The sequence below is a fragment of the Nocardioides sediminis genome (assembly GCF_003047295.1).
Lineage (GTDB): Bacteria > Actinomycetota > Actinomycetes > Propionibacteriales > Nocardioidaceae > Nocardioides > Nocardioides sediminis.
Map to the genome: position 1 here is coordinate 70,187 of NZ_PZYZ01000006.1, position 24,272 is coordinate 94,458.

The 24,272-nt window shown below is 73.8% G+C and carries 20 protein-coding genes; 9 read left to right on the plus strand and 11 right to left on the minus strand.

Going from position 1 to position 24,272, the window contains the following annotated elements; translation table 11 throughout:
- The first annotated feature begins 6 nt into the window (after positions 1-6).
- Both DAI17_RS14470 and DAI17_RS14475 read left to right on the plus strand, forming a co-directional pair.
- Positions 7-2,346, plus strand: coding sequence for a hypothetical protein (locus DAI17_RS14470; RefSeq protein WP_107773917.1), 2,340 nt, complete (start codon positions 7-9; stop codon positions 2,344-2,346).
- The gene (locus DAI17_RS14475; RefSeq protein ID WP_107773918.1) at positions 2,343-5,417 is read left to right on the plus strand and encodes an FtsX-like permease family protein; all 3,075 of its coding nucleotides are present in this window, start codon (positions 2,343-2,345) and stop codon (positions 5,415-5,417) included. The genes DAI17_RS14470 and DAI17_RS14475 overlap by 4 nt, the downstream gene beginning before the upstream one ends.
- Before the next feature lie 618 nt (positions 5,418-6,035).
- On the opposite strand, the gene DAI17_RS14480 is transcribed toward DAI17_RS14475, so the two are convergent.
- Positions 6,036-6,746, minus strand: coding sequence for a response regulator transcription factor (locus DAI17_RS14480; protein WP_107773919.1), 711 nt, complete (start codon positions 6,744-6,746; stop codon positions 6,036-6,038).
- 296 nt (positions 6,747-7,042) lie between these two features.
- Between DAI17_RS14480 and DAI17_RS14485 the strand changes: the two genes are divergently transcribed.
- On the plus strand, positions 7,043-7,999 hold the full coding sequence (locus DAI17_RS14485) for a glycoside hydrolase family 26 protein (RefSeq protein ID WP_159081557.1): 957 nt from the start codon (positions 7,043-7,045) through the stop codon (positions 7,997-7,999).
- Here DAI17_RS14485 and DAI17_RS14490 read toward each other — a convergent pair.
- From DAI17_RS14490 to DAI17_RS14500, 4 genes are all read right to left on the minus strand, one after another.
- Positions 7,920-8,636 carry a sortase gene (locus DAI17_RS14490; protein ID WP_107773921.1) on the minus strand — a complete coding sequence of 239 codons (717 nt, stop codon included), beginning with the start codon at positions 8,634-8,636 and terminating at the stop codon, positions 7,920-7,922. The two genes, DAI17_RS14485 and DAI17_RS14490, sit on opposite strands and share 80 nt — an antisense overlap.
- Positions 8,636-8,803: a hypothetical protein gene (locus DAI17_RS21025; protein WP_159081558.1), complete on the minus strand. Its 168-nt coding sequence runs from the start codon at positions 8,801-8,803 to the stop codon at positions 8,636-8,638. Before DAI17_RS21025 ends, DAI17_RS14490 begins: the two co-directional genes overlap by 1 nt.
- Entirely contained in the window at positions 8,797-9,903 is a 1,107-nt protein-coding gene (locus DAI17_RS14495) for a glycosyltransferase (protein ID WP_107773922.1), read from the minus strand. Before DAI17_RS14495 ends, DAI17_RS21025 begins: the two co-directional genes overlap by 7 nt.
- Before the next feature lie 166 nt (positions 9,904-10,069).
- Positions 10,070-11,005 carry a GNAT family N-acetyltransferase gene (locus DAI17_RS14500; protein ID WP_107773923.1) on the minus strand — a complete coding sequence of 312 codons (936 nt, stop codon included), beginning with the start codon at positions 11,003-11,005 and terminating at the stop codon, positions 10,070-10,072.
- Between the two features lie 124 nt (positions 11,006-11,129).
- Here DAI17_RS14500 and DAI17_RS14505 point away from each other — a divergent pair, with 124 nt between their 5' ends.
- Positions 11,130-12,893: a DEAD/DEAH box helicase gene (locus tag DAI17_RS14505; protein WP_107773924.1), complete on the plus strand. Its 1,764-nt coding sequence runs from the start codon at positions 11,130-11,132 to the stop codon at positions 12,891-12,893.
- Positions 12,894-13,101: 208 nt separating this feature from the next.
- Here DAI17_RS14505 and DAI17_RS14510 read toward each other — a convergent pair whose 3' ends face one another.
- Positions 13,102-13,671 carry a YceI family protein gene (locus DAI17_RS14510; protein WP_107773925.1) on the minus strand — a complete coding sequence of 190 codons (570 nt, stop codon included), beginning with the start codon at positions 13,669-13,671 and terminating at the stop codon, positions 13,102-13,104.
- A gap of 166 nt (positions 13,672-13,837) precedes the next feature.
- Complete coding sequence (locus DAI17_RS21030; RefSeq protein ID WP_159081559.1) at positions 13,838-14,002, minus strand: hypothetical protein; 165 nt, start codon at positions 14,000-14,002, stop codon at positions 13,838-13,840.
- Between the two features lie 323 nt (positions 14,003-14,325).
- On the opposite strand from DAI17_RS21030, the gene DAI17_RS14515 reads away from it, so the two are divergent.
- Entirely contained in the window at positions 14,326-15,765 is a 1,440-nt protein-coding gene (locus tag DAI17_RS14515) for an NAD-dependent succinate-semialdehyde dehydrogenase (protein ID WP_107773926.1), read from the plus strand.
- A gap of 11 nt (positions 15,766-15,776) precedes the next feature.
- Here DAI17_RS14515 and DAI17_RS14520 read toward each other — a convergent pair whose 3' ends face one another.
- Positions 15,777-17,303 (minus strand): glycerol-3-phosphate dehydrogenase/oxidase, encoded by a 1,527-nt coding sequence (locus tag DAI17_RS14520; RefSeq protein ID WP_107773927.1) that lies wholly within the window; start codon positions 17,301-17,303, stop codon positions 15,777-15,779.
- Positions 17,300-17,881 (minus strand): TetR/AcrR family transcriptional regulator, encoded by a 582-nt coding sequence (locus DAI17_RS14525; RefSeq protein WP_107773928.1) that lies wholly within the window; start codon positions 17,879-17,881, stop codon positions 17,300-17,302. Before DAI17_RS14525 ends, DAI17_RS14520 begins: the two co-directional genes overlap by 4 nt.
- Positions 17,882-17,898: 17 nt before the next feature.
- Here DAI17_RS14525 and DAI17_RS14530 point away from each other — a divergent pair, with 17 nt between their 5' ends.
- On the plus strand, positions 17,899-19,470 hold the full coding sequence (locus DAI17_RS14530; protein ID WP_234412511.1) for an FAD-binding oxidoreductase: 1,572 nt from the start codon (positions 17,899-17,901) through the stop codon (positions 19,468-19,470).
- Positions 19,467-20,414 carry a diacylglycerol/lipid kinase family protein gene (locus DAI17_RS14535; RefSeq protein ID WP_107773929.1) on the plus strand — a complete coding sequence of 316 codons (948 nt, stop codon included), beginning with the start codon at positions 19,467-19,469 and terminating at the stop codon, positions 20,412-20,414. Before DAI17_RS14530 ends, DAI17_RS14535 begins: the two co-directional genes overlap by 4 nt.
- Before the next feature lie 117 nt (positions 20,415-20,531).
- Here DAI17_RS14535 and DAI17_RS14540 read toward each other — a convergent pair whose 3' ends face one another.
- Both DAI17_RS14540 and DAI17_RS14545 read right to left on the minus strand, forming a co-directional pair.
- Complete coding sequence (locus tag DAI17_RS14540) at positions 20,532-20,957, minus strand: HIT family protein (protein ID WP_107773930.1); 426 nt, start codon at positions 20,955-20,957, stop codon at positions 20,532-20,534.
- A 175-nt stretch (positions 20,958-21,132) separates the two neighbouring features.
- The gene (locus DAI17_RS14545) at positions 21,133-21,831 is read right to left on the minus strand and encodes a pirin family protein (protein WP_107773931.1); all 699 of its coding nucleotides are present in this window, start codon (positions 21,829-21,831) and stop codon (positions 21,133-21,135) included.
- An 18-nt stretch (positions 21,832-21,849) separates the two neighbouring features.
- On the opposite strand from DAI17_RS14545, the gene DAI17_RS14550 reads away from it, so the two are divergent.
- Positions 21,850-23,214, plus strand: coding sequence for a GH1 family beta-glucosidase (locus DAI17_RS14550; protein WP_199905140.1), 1,365 nt, complete (start codon positions 21,850-21,852; stop codon positions 23,212-23,214).
- Between the two features lie 10 nt (positions 23,215-23,224).
- Positions 23,225-24,268: a sulfotransferase family protein gene (locus DAI17_RS14555; RefSeq protein WP_107773932.1), complete on the plus strand. Its 1,044-nt coding sequence runs from the start codon at positions 23,225-23,227 to the stop codon at positions 24,266-24,268.
- Positions 24,269-24,272: the final 4 nt, after the last annotated feature.

A 24,272-nucleotide genomic window follows, 5' to 3' on the forward strand; every position in this document is an offset into this window, starting at 1 on the left:
GGAGGCGTGACGCGCGCGCTCCGGGGTGCCTGGAGCCGGCGCGGCGCGCTGGCGACCCTCGTGCTGATGACGGCCGTGGTCGTCGGCGGGGCGGTGGGCGTGCTCGGCTTCGCGGCCGCCGCCGGTACGTCGCGCCTGCTCGCGGCGCCGCTGCTGCTCCTCGGGGCCGTCGCGGTGCCCAGCATCGGGGCGGAGCTCGCGGCGGGCCGGCGCGAGGAGATCGGCCTCGCCCGGCTGCGCGGCATCCACGGGATCCGGCTGTGGCGCTTCGTGCTCGTGGAGCCGCTGGGCGCGATCGTCCTCGGCACGGTGGTCGGGCTGGTGTTCGGCGCGGTGACGACCGTGGCCTCGACCTCGGCGTGGCTCGGCGAGGCCGCCGCCCCCCTCGGCCGGGCGGCGGTGCTGACCGCGCTCGGCACGGCGCTGGGCGGCCTGGTGATCGTGGTCGTCTCCTCGCTCGCCGCCCTCCGGGAGCCGTTGGCCGTCCAGGTCGCCTCCCGACGCAGGCCGCGACGCGCCACGACCCTGGTGGTCTTCCTCAGCGTCCTGGTCATCGTCGGCGCTGCCGTGGCGGCGTACCGCTCCCGCACCGCGACCACCGACGCCCCGGACGCCCTCGTCCTCCTCGGTCCCGCCCTCGTCGGGCTGGCGCTGGGGCAGGTCGCCATCTGGCTGCTCCGCCTCGGGGCCCGGGCGGCGACCGGGACGACGAGCGGCGGCGGCATCGCGTCCTTCCTCGCCACCCGCCGCCTGGCCCGCGCCGACGACCTGGTCACTCCCGTCCGGCTCGTGGTGGCGGCGGCGGTCGTCGCGACGCTCGCCGGGACGGGCGCCCTGGCCGTCGGCGACTGGACCGACACCGAGTCGCGCATCGTCGCCGCCGGCCCCACGGTCGTGCCCGTCGAGGGCGGCGCGCGGGCCGCGCTGGCGCTGACCCGCGAGCTCGACCCCGAGGGCGAGCACCTGATGGCCACCGCCGTGGTGCCCAACCTGGACCGGCTCGCCGAGCGGCGCGCCTACGTCGACGCGTCCCGCTTCGAGGCGGTGGTGGGCGACTTCTACGACGGCACCACGGTCGAGGACGCGGCGGACGCCGTCCCCGGGCTGGTCGGCGACCTGCCCGACCTGACCCTGCGCGGCGACCGGCTCACCGTGGCGGCCCGGGTGCTGGAGAAGGGCGCCGGAGCCAGCCGCGGCGTGAGCCTCGAGGTCGTCTACGTCGGCAACGACGACTCGCGGCAGTCCGCGATCCTCGACCTGCCGCTGACCAGCGCGGGTGCCGAGGCGACGCGCACCGTCCGGCTCCGCGGCTGCGCCGACGGGTGCCAGCTCGCGGGGATGTCCCTGCGCAGGCTCTACGGCGAGGGCACCAACGTCTTCAACTTCGGTCCCGAGGACTTCGTGGTGCTCCTCGAGCGGGTCGTCGTCGGGGACCGCGACCTCACCGACCTCACGTGGAAGCCCGACGAGGGATCCATCAGCGCCAACGAGAACAACCGCTTCTTCGACGACCTCGTCGACCCGCTGCGACGGGTCACCGCCAACCGACCCGACGGCCTCGAGGTGTCGCCGCTGCCGGAGGGGCCGACGGGCCTGGTGCTCACCGCGTCAGAGGTCCCGGTGCGCCTGCTGTCGGCGGACGTGGCGGACCCGGTGCCGCTCGACCTGGGCAGCGCGGGGCGCGCAGCCGACCCGCTGGGGGAGCACGCCGCCCTGCCGCTGGTCGGCGGGGTGGGCGTGCTGACCGACATCACGGCGGCGTCGGTCGCCTCGGGCCCCACCGTCCCAAGCGCCGAGGTGCAGGTCGTGGCCGCCGCCGACACCCCCGCCGAGATGCTCGACCGGCTCGAGGACGCCACGGGGTCGACCGCCGTGTCCCTCGACGACCTGCGGGCGGAGATCGGCACCGCCGCGGGGGCCGACCAGGCCCGCGCCCACGCCCTGATGGCGGTCGCCTGCGTGCTCGTCGCACTGCTCGCCCTCGCGGCCGGGGTCGCCCGCCACCTGCGCGGCTACCGGCGCGACGTCGCCGCCCTGCGCGTGATGGGCGTCGGCGTCGACACCGCCCGCCGCGCCGGCCGCACCGAGCTGGCCTCGCTGGCCGCCCTCGTCGTGCTCACCGCGGGGGTCGGTGGGTGGCTGGCCGTCCGCCTCCTGCTCGGCGGGCTCCCGCTGGTCACCCCCAGCGCGGCCGCCCAGGCGCTCGACACCGGTCCGCGGCTGCTGGCGACCCTGGTCCCGGCCCTGCTGGCCGCGGGCGCCGTGCTGGTCGTCGGCGGCCGAGCGCGCGTCGTACGCGAGAGCGCGACGCGACCGGCCCTGCTGCGTGAGGAGGAACGGCGATGATCCAGCTCGTCGGCACCGTCCTGCGCGGGCTCCGCGCCCGCGCGCTGCTCAGCGTCGGCTCGATCGTGCTCACCGCGCTGGCGGTGGGCTCGGCCGTCCTCGGCCCGATCTTCGCCGAGGCCGTCACCAGCTCCTACGTCGTGACGCGACTGCGGGAGGCGCCCGCCGCGGCCACCGGGCTCACCCGCGTGCTGGAGCTCCAGGCGCAGCTCGCCCCCCAGGCCGCCCGCGACCTCGCGGTCGAGGAGTCCCGCAGGCTCGACGCGGGGCCGTGGGGCGAGCCGACGACCACGCTCGTGTCCGAGCGATACAGCGCCCTGCGCGGCGTCGTGACCTTCTGGGCCCGCGAGGACGTGTGCGCGGGCCTCGAGGTGACGGGCCGCTGCCCCAGCGCCCCTGGCGAGGTGCTGCTGCTCAACACCGACGCCGAGAAGACCGGCGCCGTGGTCGGCGAGCCGCTCGAGCTGTCGATCTTCGAGCCCGCCGAGATCGAGGGGCAGTACCCCCGGGCTCCCATCGACGAGGTGGAGGTGGTGGGCACCTACACCACCCCGCAGTCCGACGACGTCTGGCAGCGGCCCACGCTGCTGACCAGCACCAACGAGCAGTCGAGCCTCTCGGGCGGCTACCAGCCCTACCAGGCGGCACCGCTCATCACCACGTCCGACACCGTGTCCGCGCTCGGTGCCGGCGCCTGGTCCGTGCGCGTCGACACGCCCCTGGACGTGCCCGCCGACCTCACCCGCGCCGACCTCGACGAGGCGGCCGCGACGGCCGCGCGACTCGAGGGCAGCACCGAGGTCGAGGGCGGCACCCTGGTCGGGGTGCCGGACGTCAACGACCTCGGCGCCGTGCGCGACGAGGTCCGCGAGCAGCAGGCCACCGCCCGTGCGTCGATCGCGCCGGCCGTCCTCTCGCTGGTGCTGGTGGCCCTCGCCCTCCTCATGCGCCTGCTCATGGCCGCCAGCGAGATCCGGGTGCCCGAGCTGGCCCTCGCCTCGCTGCGCGGCGTCTCCTCGCGCCGGCTGTGGGTGCTGGGGCTCTCCGAGCCACTCGTGGTGCTCGCCCTCTCCGCGCCCGTCGGGGTCGCGCTCGGGCTCGGCATGGGCTGGGGCCTCACCCGCGCGTGGCTGGTCGACGGTCTCCCGATGCCCGTGCCGTGGCTGAGCTGGGCCGCGGCCGCGCTCGTGCTGCTCGCCGCGACCGCCGTCGCGTGCGTGGCGGTGGGACTCGTCGTCCGCGACACGCTCGCCTCCCAGCTCTCCGGCGTACGCCGCCCGCAGGCCTCGCGCCGCTGGGCCGTCGTCGCCCAGCTCGCGCTGGTGGCCCTCGCGCTCGCCGTGCTCGTCTCCAAGCTCGCCTCGGGCACCCAGGGCGACCCGGACGCAACCGACCTGGTGCTGCCGGTGCTGCTCGCGATCGTGGCCGGCCTCGCCGCCACCCGGGCCACGGCGTGGCTGGCGACCTGGTGGACCCGGCGCCGCCAGCACACCCGCTCGCTCGGCAGCTTCGTCTCCGCGCGGGCGATCTCGCGCCGGCAGGAGGGGACGCTGGTGATCCTGCCGGTGACCGCGGCAATCGCGGTCGCGGTCTTCGGGGCCGGCGTCTACGACTCGGCGGCGACGTGGCGGGCCAGTGTGGCCGCGACCGTCTCGCCGGCCGACGTCACCTGGACCTCCCCGCTCTCCCTCCGCGACACCCGCGACCTCACCCGTCGCGTCGATCCCGACGGCGAGTGGGTGATGACCGCGGCCGAGGTGCAGAACCCCGGCGCCAACTTCGCCATCGTCGACGCCGACCGGCTCGCCTCCATCGCCGTCTGGCCGCCCACCTGGACCCCCGACGCCACGGTCGAGGACGTCGCCGCCGACATCGCCACGGCGGGCCGGGTGCCGTCGCTGGTCGGCCGCCGGCTCTCGGTCACCATCGACAACCGGGCCCGTACGTCGCGCCCGCTGGCCGTGGAGGCCCGCTTCGGCTCCGTGGGCGGGACGCCGGAGCGCGTCTACCTCGGACCCTTCCCCCGCGGTGAGCACACGCTCTCGGCGCGGCTGCCCCGGACCTGCGAGACGGCCTGCCCGCTCGAGGGCCTCACCCTCGGCGGCGGCGCCGGCACCACGATGGAGATGGACGGCCGCGCCCGGGTCCTGGAGATCGCCGTCGACGGCCAGCGGGTCGACGAGGCCGTCGAGGGCGCCGGCTGGGTGCCGGCCCCCGACTCGCAGGCTCCGAGCGCCATCGCCGACATCCGCACCGACGACGGCACCATCGACCTCACCCTCGACTCGGGCGGGGGATCGGCGATGGCCCGCCTCACCTCGGGCGACATCGCCCTCGACCGGCCCGCGATCCGCGGGGTCGACGTGTCCGACGAGGCGATCGAGTCGCTCGACGGCTCCGGGGTGATCGGCGTGGAGCCGCAGGGCACGGCCGAGGGCCTGCCCTTCGTCGGCCCGCGCGGGCTGCTGGTCGACTTCGCGTCCTTCATCACCGACCGGCCGGTCTACGACAACCTCTTCGAGACCCGGGTGCTGATGCGCGGCGGGGCGCCGGCGGAGGTCCGCGACGCCCTCGAGCAGGCCGGGCTCACGGTCGAGACCACCCTGGCCACCGAGCAGCGGGTGCTGGACCAGAGCGCCTACGCCCTCGCGCTGCGGCTCTACGCGGTGGTCGCGGTGCTCGTGCTGCTCATGGCGCTGGCCGGCCTGTTCGTCTCCACGGCGGTCCAGCTCCCGGCCCGGCGCCGCGACGCGGCGGCGCTGCGCGTGGTCGGCGTACCGCGGGGCTCGGTCATGTCGGCCGTGGCGCGGGAGTTCCTCGTCGTCCTCGGCGGGGCGGCGGTCGCCGGCATCCTGGCGGGCTCGCTGGCGCAGTACGTCGTGCTGCGGACGATCACGCTCGGCTACGTCGAGGACCTCTCCACGCCCCAGCTCGTCGCCGAGGTCTCGCCGCTGCGGCTCGTCGCGCTGGCGGCCGTCGCCGCGGTGGTGCTGGGTGCGGCGGCCTTCGCGAGCGCCTCCCTCACCGTGCGCGGGGCGCGCGGCTCGACGCTGCGCGAGACCGCCCGCTGACCTGCCGACCGGGCGGTTTCGTGCCGCTGGATCGCGCCGACCGGGCGGTTTCGTGCCGCTGGATCGTGCCGACCGGGCGGTTTCGTGCCGCTGGATCGCGCCGACCGGGCACTTCCTGGCCGCTGGATCGTGCCGACCGGGCGCTTCCGTGCGCAGGGAGGTGCCGACCGGGCAGTTCCTGGCTGGGGGTGCCGACCGGGCACTTACGTTGCGCTGGCGAGCTGATGCCCTGGTCTAGACGCTTGGGTGTGGCTTTGGTGCCACCAGGTGACACCAAAGCCACACCCAACGTGTCGGACCGCCGGGTCAGGCGGTCCCGGCGACCTCCGCCGTCGGAGGCGACCTCGGTCCGCGCCTCGTGGGGCTCGCGATGACCCAGATGGCGGCCGAGCCGGTTCACCGGATGGATCACCGAGACCGCCATCGTGTCCGTGCGTCCGGTCTGGCAGCCCACCGTCGCCCAGCGGCCAAGATGCAGGTCACCGGGTCCCAGCGCGACGGAAGTGCCCGGTCACCGGGTCCGAGCGGCACCGAAGTGCCCGGTCAGCACCACCCAGCGGTCAGGAAGTGCCCGGTCACCGGGTCCCAGCGCGACGGAAGTGCCCGGTCACCGCTGCGTCAGGCGGCGTCGAAGCGGAACCCGACGCCCCGCACGGTGCGGATCCAGCGGGCCTCGCCGTGCATGCGCAGCTTGCGGCGCACGTTGGCGACGTGCACGTCGACGAGGTGGGTGTCGATGGCGTCCTCGGTCTCCCAGACCTCGCGCAGCAGGTCCTGGCGGCGTACGACGACACCCGGCCGGGTCGCGAGTGCCGTGAGCAGGTCGAACTCGGTGCGGGTGAGCTCGACGGGCGTGCCGTTGACCTCCACGTCGCGGGCGTGACGGTCCAGGACGAGGCCACCGCCGCCCTCGATGCGACCCTCGCGGCTGACGTCCGCCGGCCTGGGCGCGCTCGACGAGGAGCGCGGACGCCGGAAGAGCGCGGCCACGCGGGCCTGCAGCTCGCGCGGGGAGAACGGCTTGCCGAGGAAGTCGTCGGCTCCCGCCTCGAGGCCGAGCAGCAGGTCGATCTCGTCCTGCCGCTCGCTGACGAAGACGACGTAGCAGTCGCTCGAGCTGCGGATGCGCCGGCAGACCTCGAGGCCGTCGATGTCGGGGAGGGAGAGGTCGAGGACGACGAGGTCGGGCTGGATCTCGTCGAGGTGCGAGAGCGCCGTGTGTCCGCGCGAGGCGGTCCTGACCTCGAACCCGACCCGGCCGAGGACGCCGCTGACGGTGGCCTTGCTGTCCTCGTCGCCGTCGATGACGAGCGCAGAGCGGTGTTGCATGCTGACTTCCCCCCGGAAGGTGTTCCCGCACCGTGGTCGTGCTGACTGCACCAAGGGTCGGGCGGGTCCGGCTCCCTCACAGGTGAATGACGAACTGGTGGCGGCGTTGTTACGGCGCGGAGCCAGATATGGAGAAACTGTCACCATGGTGACGATTCGTTGACATAGTTCCCCGGATCAGTCAGACGACCAGGTGGGAGCAGCCCATGTCGGCACCTGTCAGCGACGTCCGACCCGCGGGGACCCGGCGTACGCGCGCGGGGAGAACGGGCGTTCCGCGGCGCGCGAGCACGCGGGTGCTGCTCGCCGTGTCGGTGGCGCTCGTCCTGCTCCCCACGCTCTTCACGTGGACCGCGGCCGACGCGGCGCGGGCGCGCGAGCCGCTGCACCGACAGGTGCGCTTCGGAGCCTGGGTGGAGGGGATGACCCTCGACCCGGGCCGGCTCGACGCGCTGGGCCGCAGGTTGCGCACCGACGTCGCGGTCGCGTCGTACTACTGGGGGTACGGCGACGTGTTCCCCGCGGGCCCGGAGCTGGCGCACAGCCGGGGAGGCACCCGCGACGTGCTCCTCTCCTGGGACATGGGCGAGACCCGCTTCGAGGAGTGGGCCCGCGGCGACCACGACGCCTACCTCGACCAGATCGCCGACGCCGCCCTTTCCTACCCGTACGACGTCCACGTCCGCCCGTGGCCGGAGATGAACGGCGACTGGCAGTCCTTCCAGCCGACCCGCGACGGCGGCAAGGCGCACGGCGGCACCCCGGCGGAGTTCGTGAGCGCCTGGCGGCACGTGGTCGACCACCTGCGGGCGGCCGGCGTCGACAACGTCAAGTGGGTGTTCAACCCCACCGTCGACACCTATGCCCAGACCACGCCGGTGGCCGACATCTGGCCGGGCGCCGACTACGTCGACGTGCTCGGGCTGGACGGCTTCAACTGGGGCAATGACGCGTCGTGGGGCAGGTGGCAGCCCTTCACGTCGGTCTTCAAGAAGCAGTACCAGCGCCTCACGCGGTTGCACCCGACCGCCCCGGTGTGGATCTGCGAGGTGGGGTCCAAGGAGCCGCGTCGTCACGACGGCGCGCCCCGGGACCGCGGTCGCAGCAAGGCCCGGTGGATCACCGCGATGATGAAGGCGCGGGCGTTCCCGCGCGTCGACACCGTCGTGTGGTTCAACGAGGCCAAGGAGCGCGATTGGCGTCTCGAGTCGTCCCCCGCGTCGCTGCGGGCGATGCGCCGGGCGCTGCGCTAGCCGCCTGCCCGCGGCCGACCGCGACCGTCGAGCGGCCGTCGACCACGACGTCCTCGAGCTCGGCGACGGCCACGAGCCGCTTGGACGAGCCGTAGCGGGGCCAGCAGGTCGTGAGGGTGAGCTTGCGACCCGGCAGCGGGTCGAGCACGTGGTGGGCGTCTGCGGCGACGATCCACGGCTCCTCGACCACGGTGTAGACCCAGGTCGTGTCGTCCTGGGTGATCTCGACGGCGTCGCCCTCCTGCAACCTGTCGAAGTCGATGAAGGGGTCGCCGTGGCCGGCCCGGTGGGCCGCGATGGCCGCGTTGCCCCGCTCGCCCGGCATGGGGGTCCCCGGGTAGTGCCCCGGCCCGAGGTCGAGGGCGGCCTCGTCGGTGCCCTCCACCACGGCCCACTCCCAGTCGTCGCCGAAGCGCGGGATGCGCATCTCGGCGAAGGGCTCGCCGTACGACGACCGGCTCGCCACCGGCGGTGCGTCCCGGTCGACGACCGGACGTGGTGCCGTGCCCAGGGAGAGCTCCTCGCGGAGCACCGCCTGGGCACGGGCGGTCTGCCACTCGTCGTGGCCGAGGCGCACGGCGACCGTCCCCGCCACCAGGGCGACGAGGACGACCACCGCCAGCAGGGCGCGTCTCATCAGCCGTGGCGCCGGGGCACGATCCGTCCCACGGCCATGGTGGCTGCGATGAGGGCAAAGCCCGCCAGGAACATCCACAGCGCGTCGAACCAGATGGACGCGCCCATCCCCGTCACGGCGAGGGACCCGCCGCCGGCAGCTCCGTTGTTGTACATCTCGATCACCACTTTCTCTCGGTGCCCAGGAGAGCCTGGGCGAATGCGCGGGCCTGGACGGCCTGCAGGAACATGTCGAAGACGAACTCGACGAGGACGGGAGCGGCCAGCGCCATCTGGCGCCAGCCCCGGGACCGCACCGTGACGACCCGTTCGACCGCGAAGACGCCGGTGACGGCGATCCAGAGCGGGTGGAGCGTGAACCCGACGCCCAGCGCGACCGCCAGGCTGGCGAGGTAGAGCAGCGTGGCGAGCACGCCGAGGAGGCTGAGCGCCTGGCGACCCCAGTAGCGCAGGGTGACCCGGGTCCAGCCGTAGTCGACGAGGTTCTCGATGGCGCCGCGCTTCCAGCGCAGGCGTTGCTCGGCGAGGTCGCGCCAGGTCGGCATCACCTCGGTCTCGAGGGTGCAGGCCGCCGGCGCGAGGATGCCGTAGCCGAGGTGGAGCAGCGCGAGCGACAGCTCGTTGTCCTCGGTCAGGACGCGCAGGTCGTAGACAGACCCGGCGCCCGAGCGGTCGGGCAGGCGGCCGTCGCGCCGGGCGGCGACGACGTCACGCAGCACGCTCACCGGGAAGACCGACGCCGTGCCGGTGAGCACGAGCGCCCTGCCCCGGAGCCGTCGTACGTCGCGCTCGTAGCGCGCGTACTCGTTGCGCTGGAAGGTGCCGACGAGCCCACCTCCCGGGCCGCCCCGGAAGGTCCCGCCGACGCCGCCGAGGGCTCCTTCGCGCAGGTTGGCGCGGGCGACGGCCAGGAACTCGGGGTCCAGGGTGCAGTCGGCGTCCATCACCAGGACCTGGGCGTGGTCGCCCAGCGTGGGCAGGAGCAGGTCGAGGACCTGGTTGAGCGCCCCGGCCTTCTTGTGGGCGTTGCCGACGGTCTCGTGGACCTCGACGCCCCGCTCGCGGGCGATCGCCACGGTGCGGTCCGTGCAGTTGTCGGCGACCACGACGATGCGGTCCGGTGGTCGGGTCTGCGCTCGCAGCGAGTCGAGCGCCGCGCCCAGCGTGGCCTCCTCGTCGTGGGCCGGCAGCAGCGCCACCAGTGGGCCCACGGGCCGCACGGTGCGTCGGCAGTCGTGGCTGCTGACGTCGCCGCGGCGCGCGGGCATGCTCGACGTCGTTCCCCCGGTCTTCACATAGGTAGATCGATCCAGAGCGCCTCGATGAAGGCGTTTTGGCCCAATCCGATTGAAGAATTGATCTTGTTGCTGTGGGCTTGAGGGAACGTTGAGGCTGGGGGCCCTGACGGACCTCCGTAGGGGTGGGGGCGGGGACTCAGCCCAGCCGCACCGCCCGGTTGACCCACGTCGCCGTGGGCCGCATCCCGACCTTCTCGTAGAGCCCGAGCGCCCCGGTGCGCGAGTCGGTGCTGAGCTCGGAGACGCCTGCCCCGTGCTCGCGGGCGAGGCGGAAGCTGTCCACGAGCAGCACCTGGGCCAGGCCGCGGCCCCGCTGGTCGCGGCGTACGGCGAGGCGCGCGACGTAGGCGACCCCGGTGTCCGTCAGGTGCACCAGCGCGACGCCGACCACCGCGCCGGTGTGGTCGGTGACGACGCGCAGGTTCCAGGGCTCGAAGCCGGGCCGTCCCTCGAGCGAGGCGCGGAAGTCGTCGAACGGCTCGCGGTCGCGCACCGACCACTCCAGGAACGCGTCCTCGAGGACGTCGTGCGCGGCCCGCAGGTCGGCCTCGGTGGCCGTGCGCACGGCGTACCCCTCCGGCAGCTCGCGCGGGGCGATCTCGGCGCCGGGCGGCAGCTGGAGCACCCAGCTGGTCCAGCGCACCTCGTAGCCGAGCGCGGCCAGCAGCCGGTCGCCCGGGCTGCCCTCGGGCACCGGCATGCCGACGACCGGGGAGCCGAGACGGCGGCCGAGGTCGCGCAACCACCACGCCAGCCAGGTGCCGATGCCCCGGTCGCGATGGGACGGAAGGACGGCCGCGTCGGCGCGGTCGACTCCCGAGAGCTCGGCGTACCCGACCAGGACGTCGCCGTCGAGAACCGCGACCGAGCGGGCCCCCAGGTCGTGGCTGGGCTTGGCCCAGTCGCCCACCAGGTCGGCCTCCTCGATCTCGACCGAGCCGATGTCCGCCTGCTCCTGCGCCGCGATCAGCTCGAAGACGATGCGGGAGTCGCCGCGCTCGAGCGGGCGGGTGGTGAGGCCGGCCGGGAGGGCGGGGGCGGGGTCCAGGGTGGTGTCGGTCGTGCTCGTCATGCGGCTCATCATGGATCGGCCACCCGCCCCGCGTCGCGCCAATATCACGTCGGACGGGCGACGTGACGGACGTCGCCGCGACGACGAATCCCGCGCCCGTTGCGCGAGCCACTACCGTTGACGGGTGGTTGACGACACTTCCCCCGCCCCTGCCGACGTCGAGCAGCAGTCCTTCGCCGACCTCGGCCTCGCGCCCGCGGTGCTCAAGGCGCTGTCGGACGTGGGGTACGAGACGCCGTCGGCCATCCAGGCCCAGACCATCCCGCCGCTCCTCCAGGGCCGCCACGTGGTCGGCCTCGCCCAGACCGGCACCGGCAAGACCGCCGCCTTCGCGCTGCCGATCCTCTCCCAGCTCGAGATGTCCCAGAAGACGCCGCAGGCGCTGGTCCTCGCGCCGACCCGCGAGCTCGCGCTCCAGGTCTCCGAGGCGTTCGAGAAGTACGCCGCCCACATGAAGGGCGTCCACGTGCTGCCGATCTACGGCGGCCAGGGGTACGGCGTGCAGCTCTCGGCCCTGCGGCGCGGCGTGCACGTCGTCGTCGGCACGCCCGGCCGGATCATGGACCACCTCGAGAAGGGCACCCTCGACCTCTCCGAGCTGCGGTTCCTCGTCCTCGACGAGGCCGACGAGATGCTCAAGATGGGCTTCGCCGAGGACGTCGAGACGATCCTGGCCGACACCCCCGAGGACAAGCACGTCGCGCTGTTCTCGGCCACGATGCCGGCCCAGATCCGCCGGATCTCCAAGAAGTACCTCGAGGACCCCGTCGAGATCACGGTCAAGAACAAGACCACGACCTCGGCCAACATCACCCAGCGCTACCTCATCTGCTCCTACCCGCAGAAGGTCGACGCGCTCACCCGCATCCTCGAGGTCGAGAACTTCGAGGGGATGATCGTCTTCGTCCGCACCAAGAACGAGACCGAGCTGCTCGCCGAGAAGCTGCGGGCCCGCGGCTTCTCCGCGATGGCCATCAACGGCGACGTGCCGCAGGTGCAGCGCGAGCGCACGGTCAACCAGCTCAAGGCGGGCAAGCTCGACATCCTGGTCGCCACCGACGTCGCCGCCCGCGGCCTCGACGTCGAGCGGATCAGCCACGTCGTCAACTACGACATCCCCACCGACACCGAGTCCTACGTCCACCGCATCGGCCGCACCGGCCGGGCCGGGCGCAAGGGCGACTCCATCGCCTTCGTGACGCCCCGCGAGCGGCACCTGCTCCGCGCCATCGAGAAGGCCACCCGCCAGCCGCTGACGCAGATGCAGATCCCCACGATCGAGGACATCAACTCGACCCGGCTCTCGCGCTTCGACGACTCGATCACCGAGGCGCTCGGCAGCGACCGGCTCGACTTCTTCCGCGACGTGGTGGCGCACTACGTCAACGAGCACGACGTGCCCGAGGCCGACGTCGCCGCCGCCCTGGCCGCGGTGATGCACAGCGACCAGCCGCTCGTGCTCGACGCCGAGCCGGAGCCGGTGCAGCGCTCCTTCAACTCCCGCGACCAGCGCCCCGAGCGTGGCGGCGGGCGCAAGCCGGAGCGACGGCCGCGCGGGCGCACCGACGTCGACATGGCGTCGTACCGGATCGCGGTGGGCAAGCGGCACAAGGTGGAGCCCCGCCAGATCGTCGGCGCGCTGGCCAACGAGGGCGGCCTCTCCCGTGGGGACTTCGGGCACATCGACATCCGCCCGGACTTCTCGCTGGTCGAGCTGCCGCGCGAGCTGCCCGCCGGCACGCTCGACAAGCTCGCCGGCACCCGGATCTCCGGCAAGCTGATCGAGATCCGGCCCGACTCCGGTCCGCCCTCGCGCCGCGCCGACGCCCGCGGCCCGCGCTCCGCCGACGCCCCCGAGCGCGCGAAGAAGCCCCGCCACAAGAAGTAGCGGGGCGTCCCCGTCGGAGTCACCGCTTCAGCGGTGAATCTGGCGCATGCTGGCCGTTGCATCGGCCAGCAAGCGCAAGGATCGGCCAGCAAGTCAGGCGTCGTACGCCGGGTGGCCGGCGCGCTCGCAATTGACGTCGAGCCGGCGCGTCCGCACGAGGGGGAGGTGCGGATGCGCCGGCTCGAGGAGTCGTGCCGTGTGCCGGGGGTCAGGCGGACTTGATCGCCGAGATGTCGAACTCGAGCTTGATCTTCTCCGAGACGAGGACGCCGCCGGTCTCCAGCGCAGCGTTCCAGGTGAGGCCCCAGTCCTTGCGGTTGATGGTGGTCGCACCCTCGAAGCCCACGCGCACGTTGCCGAAGGGGTCCTGGGCGGAGCCGGTCTGCTCGAAGTCGATGGTGACCGGCTTGGTGACGTCCTTGATGGTCAGGTCGCCGGTGATGGTCCAGTCGTCGCCGTCGCGCTTCACGTCGGTGGAGACGAAGCGGATGGTCGGGTAGGTCTCGGCGTCGAAGAAGTCGCCGGACTTGAGGTGGCCGTCGCGGTCGGCGCTGCGGGTGTCGACGGTGGTGACGTCGATGGTCAGGTCGACCTTCGAGGCGGCCGGGTCGGCGGCGTCGACGTGGGCGGTGCCCTCGAAGCCGGTGAACTGCCCGCGGACCTTGGTCACCATCGCGTGCCGGGCCACGAAGCCGAGGCTGCTGTGCGAGGGGTCGATGGTGTAGTCGCCGGTGATGTCGTCGAGGGCGGTGGTCGAGGCGTCGAACGTGCTGGTCATGGGGGGATCTCCCTGGTCGGTGGTAGTTGATAGATCTTTCAACTACCTAAAGCGTACCGCAGTCCGGTTCATTCCCCAGCGGCCGAAAAATCTCGGGACCTCCCGAAATGACGAGGAGCCACCCACCCCTGGACGGGGTGAGTGGCTCCGCTGCGTCGTTGCGGGGTCAGGCGGCGTGGGTCGCGTGGGTCGCGACCTGGGGGGCGCTCCAGCGCGCCTCCATGTGCCTGCGGCCGGTCTCGTCGGTGACCGCCACCCAGTGGCAGACGAGCCCCGGCTGCGCGCCGGTGGCCTGTGTGGAGACCCCCGTGGTCATCGCGTTGTCCCTCATGTGACACCTCCCGTTCACCTTCTGTTCACCAAGAGTAGACGATCCCCACGGGGACGCCAACGGAACGGCGAAATCGTTCGGTCCGCTCCACCGGGTCGGCGCGTCGACGGGTCGGGGGCCGGTTCGCCCTCCACCGGGCCCGGACGCAGGCGAGCCCCTTGCTGCATGGGGTCAGCAAGGGGCTCGCGGGGAGACTTTCCCACCCCGCGGGGCGGGCTGTCCCGGAGATCGGCGACAAGGGCCGACTGGTCAGGACCGGTGGGACGAGGAAGGGCCTCCCGAGGCGCGGCTGCCCTGTCGGCGCTGTCTGGCACGATGATTTCATGAGCGATCAGCCGGAGTTGTTGTTCATCGACGGGGAGTGGCGAGAGGCCAACGACGGGCGCCGGTTCGAGGTGGAGGACCCGGCCGACGGGTCGGTCCTGGCGCGGGTGGCCGACGCGTCCGAGGTGGACGCCGCCGACGCGCTCGACGCCGCCGTGGCGGCCCAGGCGGGGTGGGCCCGGACGGCACCGCGCGAGCGCGGCGAGCTGCTGCGGGCGGCGTACGAGCTGATCGTGGAGCGCACCGACGACCTGGCGATGACCATGAGCCTCGAGATGGGCAAGCCGCTGGCCGAGGCGGCCGGTGAGGTGGCCTACGGCGCGGAGTTCTTCCGCTGGTTCGCCGAGGAGGCCGTGCGGATCCACGGCCGCTTCATGAGCGCCCCCGACGGGAAGAGCCGGCTGCTCACCGCCAAGCGGCCGGTGGGTCCGTGCCTGTTCGTGACGCCGTGGAACTTCCCGCTGGCGATGGGCAGCCGCAAGATCGGGCCGGCCATCGCCGCCGGCTGCACGATGGTCGTCAAGCCCGCCGAGCAGACCCCGCTGACCATGCTCAAGCTCGCGGCCCTGCTCGACGAGGTGGGGGTCCCCCAGGGCGTGGTCAACGTGGTGCCGACCAGCGACGCGTCGGGGGTGGTGGGCTCCCTGATGGCCGACGACCGGCTGCGCAAGGTGAGCTTCACCGGGTCGACCGAGGTCGGCAAGATCTTGGTCCGGCAGTCCGCCGACCACCTCCAGCGCGTCTCGATGGAGCTGGGCGGCAACGCGCCGTTCGTCGTCTTCGAGGACGCCGACGTCGACGCCGCGGTCGAGGGCGCGATGGTCGCCAAGATGCGCAACATGGGCGAGGCCTGCACGGCTGCCAACCGGTTCCTGGTGCACGCCGACGTCGCCGACCGGTTCGCGGGGGCGCTCGCCGAGCGGATGGGTGCGATGACGGTGGGCCGCGGCCAGGACGACGGCGTGCAGGTGGGCCCGCTCATCGACGCCGACGCCGTCGAGTCGGTCAGCCAGCTCGTGACCGACGCCGTGCACGACGGGGCGCGGGTCGTCACCGGCGGCACCGCCCCCGACGGCCCGGGCCACTTCTATCCGCCAACTGTGCTGCTCGACGTGCCCAGCGGATCGCAGATCAACGAGGTGGAGGTCTTCGGGCCCGTCGCGCCGATCACCACGTTCACCAGCGAGGACGAGGCGATCGCGGCGGCCAACGCCACGCCCTACGGGCTCGTCGCCTATGCCTGGACCCGCGACCTGGCCCGCACCATGCGGCTCCAGGAGTCGCTCGAGGCCGGGATGATCGGGATCAACACCGGCCTCGTCTCCAACCCCGCGGCGCCGTTCGGCGGTGTCAAGGAGAGCGGCTTCGGTCGCGAGGGCGGCTTCGAGGGCATCGAGGAGTACCTCGACACGACGTACGTCGCGCTGCCGCCGGGCTGAGGCAGGACGGGCTACACCGGCAGGCGGGTCGCCAGCTCCAGCGCGCGGCGGGCCAGCGGCTCCGCGACCGCCCGGTCGGCAGGGACCAGCCCGACGCGGGTACGCCGCTCGAGGAGGTCGTCGACGTCGGTCGCGCCCTCGTGGGTCACCCCGAAGAGGAGCTCGGCCAGCGTGACCGGCACCCGGCCCGAGACGGGCGCCAGCAGCTCGTCGTCAGCGAGCCCGGTTCGCCGTGCGGCGTCGAGCACGAGCGCGGCCTCGGTGCCGTAGCGGCGCACGAGTCGTGACGGCAGCTCGAGGCGGGCCAGCTCGTCGCGCGGTGCGGCACCCAGCAGCGCGGTGCTGGCGGTGGTGCACGGACCTGCGGTGAGGCCGCCGTGGGCGACGGCGGCGTCGATCGCGTCCTGCGCCATCCGCCGGTAGGTCGTGAGCTTGCCGCCGACGACCGTCACGAGGCCGTCGGTCCCGGTGAGCACGGCGTGCTCGCGCGACAGGTCGGAGGTGCGGCCCGGGCCGGCGTCCAGCAGCGGCCGCAGCCCCGCGAACGCGCCGACCACGTCGGTGCGGCGGAGCGGCCGGGTGAACGCCGCCCCGACGACGTCGAGCAGGAACCCGATCTCGGCCTCGTTCGGCACCGGCACGTCGGGCAGCGCGCCCTCGACCGGCTCGTCGGTGAGGCCGACGTAGACCGTGCCGTCGGGCTGGGGCAGGACGAGGACGAAGCGGTTGGTCTCGCCCGGCACCGGCGCGGTCACCGCCACCGTCAGCCCGGGCAGCGTCTCCGCGCGCAGCACCAGGTGGGTGCCGCGGCTGGGTCGCAGCGCCAGGTCGGTGGCCAGCTCGCCGGCCCACACGCCGGTGGCGTTGACGACGGCGCCGGCGGTGACCGTCCGGGTCGCGCCGGTCAGCTCGTCGCGCAGCTCGACGCGGGTGCCGGTGGCGGCCGTGACCCGGGCGCGGGTGCGGACGTGGGCGCCGTACGACGCGGCGGTGCGCGCCACGGTGACCACCAGGCGGGCGTCGTCCTCGAGCTGTCCGTCCCACGACAGCAGTCCGCCGCGCAGCCCGTCGCGGCGCAGCGCCGGCGCCAGCCGCAGCGCCTCGGTGGCGGACACCCGGCGTGGCCGGGGCAGGGTCGCCGTGGGGGTGTGCGCGGAGACGCGCAGGGCGTCCCCGGCGCGGAGGCCGAGACCGGTGACGGCGGCCTGGAGGCGGGAGACGCTCGACATCAGGGGGACGAGCATGGGCAGCGGACGGGTCAGGTGCGGCGCGGTGACGTCCATCAGGATGCCGCGCTCGACGGCGCTCTCGCGGGCGACGCCGACCTGTCCGTGGGCGAGGTAGCGCAGGCCACCGTGGACCAGCTTGGAGGACCAGCGGGACGTGCCGAAGGCGAGGTCGTGCGCGTCGACGGCCAGCGTGCTCAGGCCGCGGGTGGCGGCGTCGAGGGCGACCCCGGCGCCGGTGATGCCCAGCCCGACGACGACCACGTCGACGTGGTCGGGGAGCTCGTCGAGGCCCGGGCGGATGCGGGTCACGGGGACAGCACCCTCGCGACGACCTCGCGCGCCTCGTCGTACAGGTCCTCCTCGCTCACCTCGTCGTCGACCATGGTGTGGCCGCTGAGCACGAAGCCGTGGGCGGCGAGCACCAGCGAGCGGGCCATCACCGTCGGGTTGCCCTCGCGGATGCTGCCGTCGCCCTGGCCCTCCCGGATCGCGTCCTCGATGAGCCCGAGGATCAGGTCCTGGGAGCGGCCCCGCCGGTGGAGCAGGTAGGGCAGCAGCAGCTCGGGGTCGAGCTCGACGATCCGCACGAAGAGCTCGTTGTCCCGCAGGGCGCGGACGGTGGCGAGCATCCGGTCGGCGATGTCGGTGTGCGGGTCGCTCGCAGTGACGATCCCCGCCCACTCGCGCGTCATCAGGTCGCCGAGCAGCCGCCCCATGTCGGGCCACGCGCGGTAGATCGTCATCCGCGAGACCCCGGCGCGACGGGCGACCTCGGTGAGCGTCGTACGACGCCAGCCCACGTCGAGGATGCACGCCCGGGCGGCGTCGAGGTAGGCGTCCTGCGCGGCCGTGCCTTCTCGTGAACCGTTGTGACGAAGTGACGTCATATGTCACAGTGTAACGTATGACGACCGAGATGCACCCGCAGCGCTGGGGCGACCCGGCCGCCGCCGTGGCCCTGCCGGAGTCCGCCCGCGGGTTGGTCGAGCTGGCCTTCGGGGACGTGCGGGAGACGCCCGCGACGGATCGCGAGCTGCCCGAGCTGCCGGCGCTGGACGAGTCCCTGCTCGACGCGTTGCGCACGGTCGTCGGCGCGGAGCACGTGCTGACCGACGCCGCGACCCGCGCCCTGCGCACGCGCGGCAAGTCGACGCCCGACCTGCTGCGTGCGCGGGCCGGCGACCTCACCGACGCGCCCGACGTCGTCGTCCGGCCCGCGACGCAGGCGGAGGTCGAGGCGCTGGTGGCGCTCGCGGTCGAGCACCACCTCGCGCTGGTCCCCTTCGGCGGCGGCACGTCGGTCACCGGCGGCCTGGTGGCCCGTCGCGAGGGCTTCGCGGGCGTGGTCAGCCTGGACCTGGTGCGGCTCGACCGCCTCGTGGCCGTCGACACCGAGTCCATGACCGCCACCCTGGAGCCGGGGCTGCGCGGCCCGCAGGCCGAGGCACTGCTCGCCGCGCACGGGCTGACGCTCGGCCACTTCCCGCAGTCCTACCAGCACGCGTCCATCGGCGGGTTCGCCGCCACCCGCTCGAGCGGCCAGTCCAGCGCGGGCTACGGGCGGTTCGACTCGCTGGTCGTCGGGCTCACCGTGGTGACGCCGTCGGGAGTGCTGACCCTCGGGTCGGCCCCCGCGACCGCGGCCGGCCCCGACCTGCGCCAGCTCGTGCTCGGCTCCGAGGGCACGCTCGGGGTCATCACCTCGGTCACCGTGCGGGTGCGCCCCGTGCCCGTCACGCGCGTGTACGACGGGTGGCGCTGGCCGTCGTTCGCCGCCGGGTCCGACGCGATGCGCACCCTCGCCCAGGCCGGCCTGCTGCCCACCGTCATCCGGCTGTCCGACGAGACCGAGACCGCGATCAACCTGGCCGACCCCGAGTCGATCGGTGCGGGCGGCGACGCCGGCTGCCTCATGGTCGTCGGCCACGAGGGGGAGCCGGACGTCGTCGCCGCTCGCCGGGCGGCCGTGGCCGCGGTGCTCACCCGGCTCGGCGGGACCGACCTGGGGGAGGAGCCGGGCCGTGCGTGGGAGCAGGGCCGCTTCCACGCGCCGTACCTCCGCGATGCCCTGCTCGACGTCGGCGTGCTCGTCGAGACCCTCGAGACCGCGACCTTCTGGTCCAACCGGCAGCGCCTCTACGACGCGGTGCGGGCGGCGCTGACGGGCGCGCTGGGCGAGGGTGCGCTGGTGCTCTGCCACGTGTCGCACGTCTACGAGACGGGCTGCTCGCTCTACTTCACCGTCGCCGCCCGGCAGGCCGAGGACCCGCTGGAGCAGTGGGCCGCCGCCAAGGCCGCGGCCAGCGACGCGATCATCGCCGCCGGCGCGACGATCACCCACCACCACGCGATCGGGACCGACCACAAGCCGTGGTTCGCCCGCGAGATCGGTCCCGTCGGCGTGCAGGTGCTGCGCGCGGTCAAGAACTCGCTAGACCCCACCGGCGTGCTCAACCCGGGGGTGCTGGTGCCGTGACGTCGCCGCGTCCCGAGCCCGGTGCCGTCGCTCGGCCCGGAGGGCGTTCCTTCGCCTTCCTGGTCAACCCGGCGTCGGGTGGCGGCGCCGCACCCGGCGCAGTGGTGCCCGTGGCGCGCCGGCTGCGGGACGCGGGCGCGGAGGTCGAGGTGACCTACTCGCCCGGCCCTCGCGCCATGCACGACCTGGTCGCGGCCGCGGTCGCGCGCGGCGACGTCGTCGTCTCGGTGGGCGGCGACGGCATGCTGTCGTCGCTGGCCGGCGAGGTCGCCCGGCTCGGCGGCACGCTCGGGGTGGTCCCCGCCGGGCGGGGCAACGACTTCGCCCGCATGCTCGGCCTGCCGTCGGACCCGCTCGCCCAGGCGGACCTCCTGCTCGGCGGCTCCACCCGGCGCGTCGACCTCCTTTCGTGGGCCTGTCTCGGGCTCTCGCGGGTGGTGGCCGGATCGGTGTACGCCGGCGTGGACGCGCGCGCCGCGGAGATCGTCGACCGCGTGCGGCGCCTCCCCGGCCCGCTGCAGTACCCCTTCGCCGCCGTCCGCGCCCTCGCGACCTACCGACCCGCCCGCTACCGGGTCGTCGTCGACGGCGTGGCCACGGAGCACGACGCCGCCACCGTCGTCGTGGCCAACTCGCGCTACTACGGCCAGGGGATGGCGATCGCGCCGGACGCGCGCCCGGACGACGGGCTGCTCGACGTCGTGGTCGTCGAGGCCGCCACCAAGCGGGCGCTGATCCGCTCGCTGCCGAAGGTGTACGACGGCCGGCACGTCGCGCTGCCCGAGGTCACCGTCCTGCGCGGCGCGCGGGTCGAGATCTCGGCCGACGCGCGGGTGCCCGTGCCGGTCGGGGGTGACGGCGAGCCGCTCGGCGTGCTGCCGGGCCTCTCCTCGCCTCCGGCGGAGGTCGCCGTGCTGCCGGGGGCGTTGACGGTCCTCGCCTGACCTCCCCCGTTCCGTACCGCTGGAACGTGCCGACCGGGCAGTTCCGTGCCGCTGGAACCCGCCGACCGGGCAGTTCCGTGCCGCTGGATCGCACCGACCTCCCCCGTTCCGTGCGCTTCAGTCGTTGGCGCGGAGCCGTTGCGCGGTGCTCTCGAGCGCGTGCCGTTCACCGGGGCGCGGCGTCCACGGCCGGACCAGGTCGTCCCCGTCCCAGCGCGGTACGACGTGCACGTGCAGGTGGAACACGTCCTGCCAACCGGCAGTGCGGTTGGCCTGGAAGGCGGTCATGCCATCCGGAGAGAGCCGCCGGTCGAGGAGCAGCGCAACGGCCCGCGCGGCACGCATCACCGCGGCGGCGGAGTCCGCGTCCGCGTCCAGGAGGTCGTCCGCGTGCACCTTCGGGACCACGAGCGTGTGACCCTCGGTCGCCGGGTTGATGTCGAGGAAGGCCAGGGTCATGTCGTCCTCATGGACGACGTACGCCGGGACCGTCCCGTCCACGATCCCGCAGAACAGACAGGTCTCGGGCCGAGCAGAGGTCATGACTCCTTCGTACGACGCGCGGCGGTCGCGGAGCGAGCGACGCGCCCATCCCGGTCCCAGGCGCACGGAATCGCCCGGTCGGTGGGTTCCAGCGGTACGAAACCGCCCGGTCGGTGGGTTCCAGCGGTACGAAAGTGCCCGGTCGGCCGGGTTCCAGCGGTACGAAACTGCCCGCTCAGGTGAAGGACCAGACGAGCAGGTCGGTGGGCTCGTCCGCCACGGCGACGCCGCCCTCGTCGACCAGCCGCAGCGCGTCGCCCGCCCCGAGTCGCTCGTCACCCGCGCCGAGGCGGTGGTCGCCGACGGACACCGACCCGGTGGCCGCGAAGACGTGCAGCCGGTGCGCGTCCGGAAGCTCGACCGACTCCCCGGGAGCGAGCCGGGCCACGTGCAGGGACGCGCCCGTCGTACCGATCGGCAGGCCGCTGTCTCCGGCCACCGGCACGAGACCGGCACCCGCCAGGTCGACCGCGAGCTCGCGGTGCACGGGCGTGCCGCCCGGCTCGTCGGGCCGCACCCACGCCTGCACGAAGCGCGTCGGCCCGGACGCGGGGGCGGCGATCTCGGCGTGCCGGATGCCCGAGCCGGCGCTCATCGCCTGGACGCTGCCGGCGCCGATCGGCGAGGTGTGGCCGGTCGAGTCGGTGTGCAGCAGCACCCCGGACAGCACCCACGTGACGATCTCGAGGTCACGGTGCGGGTGGTCGGGATAGCCGCCGCCGGGCTGGAGGATCTCGTCGTTGTGGCAGACCAGGGGGCCGAAGCCCAGGTTGGCCGGGTCGTAGTGGGGCCCGAAGGAGAACGAGTGGCGGGTCACCCGGTCCGGCTCGTGGGTGGTGAACCTCGCCGATCCGGCGTACAGCGTTGCTGCCATGCCGATATCTTCACTCACGTGACCACTGAGCCGCCCGGGTCCTTTCCCCAGCTGCCCCCGGGATTCCGGTTCGGGACCAGCACGGCGGCCTACCAGATCGAGGGTGCGGCCACAGAGGACGGCCGCGGACCCAGCATCTGGGACACCTTCTGCGCCGAGCCCGGACGCATCGCCGACGGCTCGAGCGGGGCGGTCGCGTGCGACCACTACCACCGGTACGCCGAGGACGTGGCGCTGATGGAGGCCCTCGGGACCCAGGGCTACCGGCTCTCGATGTCGTGGTCGCGGATCATGCCCGACGGCCGCACCGTCAACGAGGCGGGGCTGGCCTTCTACGACCGGCTCCTCGACGCCCTCGTCGAGCACGGCATCGCCCCGATGGTCACGCTCTACCACTGGGACCTCCCGCAGGCGCTCGAGGACGAGGGCGGGTGGCTCAACCGGGAGACCGTCGACCGCTTCGCGGAGTACGCCGCCCTCGTCGGCGAGCGCTTCGTCGACCGGGTCGAGCACTGGATCCCCGTCAACGAGCCCAACGTGGCGTCGCTGCTGGGCTACGGGCTGGGCCGGCACGCGCCCGGCCGGACCCTGATGTTCGACTCCCTGTGGGCCTCCCACCACCTGCTCCTCGCCCACGGCCGCGCCGCCATCGAGCTGCGCTGGGCCGGGGCGACGAGCATCGGCTGCGCCAACAACCACGCACCGGTGTGGCCGGCCTCCGACGCCGACGCCGACGTGGGCGCGAGCAAGATCTTCGACGGGGTGTGGAACGGCATGTTCCTCGAGCCGATGCTGCTGGGCCGCTACCCCGTGGACCTCGCGCCGCTGCTCGACGGGTTGGCCGAGCCGGGCGACATGGCCACGATCCGCCAGCCGCTCGACTTCTACGGGGTCAACTACTACCACCCGATGAAGGTCGCCGCCGCCCCCGAGGACGCGGACATGCCCTTCGAGATGCGCGACGTCGTGGGCTACCCGACCACGGACTTCGGCTGGCCCGTCGTCCCGGACGCCCTGCGCGAGTGGCTGATCATGTTCCGGGCGCGCTACCGCGCCGCCCTGCCGCCGATCGTGATCACCGAGTCGGGCTGCTCCTACGACATGGGCCCCGACGAGCACGGCGTCGTCGACGACCAGCCCCGGATCGACTACCTCCACGGTCACCTGACCGCGGTCGCCGAGGCGATCGGGCGCGGCGTCGACGTCCGCGGCTACTACTGCTGGTCGCTGCTCGACAACTTCGAGTGGGCCGAGGGCTACACCCAGCGGTTCGGCCTCGTGCACGTCGACTACGAGACCCAGAAGCGCACGCCCAAGCGGTCCTTCCAGTGGTACGCCGACCTGATCGCCGCCCAGCCCGGGAGCGGGTCCGCGCCCCGATAGGGTGCGGGGCATGTCGAGTCGCCGGGTCGTGTTCGTGGTCGGGTCGGGCCGCAGCGGCACCAGCACGATGGCCGGCACCCTCCGGACGCTGGGCCTGCACGTGCCCCAGCCCGAGGTCGCCGCCGACTCCACCAACCCCAAGGGCTTCGGCGAGCCGCAGTGGGTCGTCGACCTGCACACCGAGCTCCTCGCCCGCAGCAACGTCCAGGTCTCCGACGCCCGCCCGCGCGCCTGGCTCGACGCCGGCCGCCTCAGCGGTGACCACGCGACGCGCGAGCGGGTGACCGCCTGGCTGGAGTCGCAGCTCGGCGAGGCCGACGAGCTGGTGGTCAAGGACCCGCGCGCCGCCTGGTTCCTCGGGCTGTGGCGCGCGTGCGCCGACCGCTGCGACGCGACGTCGTCGTACATCACCATGCTGCGTCCGGTCACCGAGGTGGTCGGCAGCAAGAAGAAGTACTACGACCAGCGCCAGGGCGACGTCACCCGCACGGCCGCCTGGGTCAACATGATGCTGCACACCGAGCGCGCCACCCGGGGCGAGCAGCGTCGCTTCGTCCGGTACGCCGACCTGCTCGCCGACTGGACGCAGCCCGTGTTCGCGATCGGCGAGGCCTTCGACCTGCACGCGGTCAAGACGGCGATGGCCAACGACATCGCGCAGGTCCACAAGTTCATCGACCCCTCGCTGCGCCGGGTCACCCTCACCTGGGACGACGTGCAGGTGCCGACCGTCCTCCGCGAGCTCGCGCAGGAGACCTGGACGATGCTCGACGGCCTGGCCGACGAGGGCGGCGACACCGCGCAGGCGCAGCAGGTCAGCGACCAGCTGCGGGTGGCCTACGGCGAGATGTACGCCGACGCCGAGGCCTTCGCGCACTCCACCACCGTCGCGCAGCGCCGGACGGCCGCGGCCGAGGCCCGCCGGCAGGCGGAGGCGGGAGCCGCCGACGCCACCGCACGCCGCGCGGCCGACCGGGTGCCGCACTCCGTCCGCGCCATGGTCCCCGAGAGCGCCCGCCGCGGCCTGCGCAAGGCCCTGCGCCGGGAGCGCTGAGGAC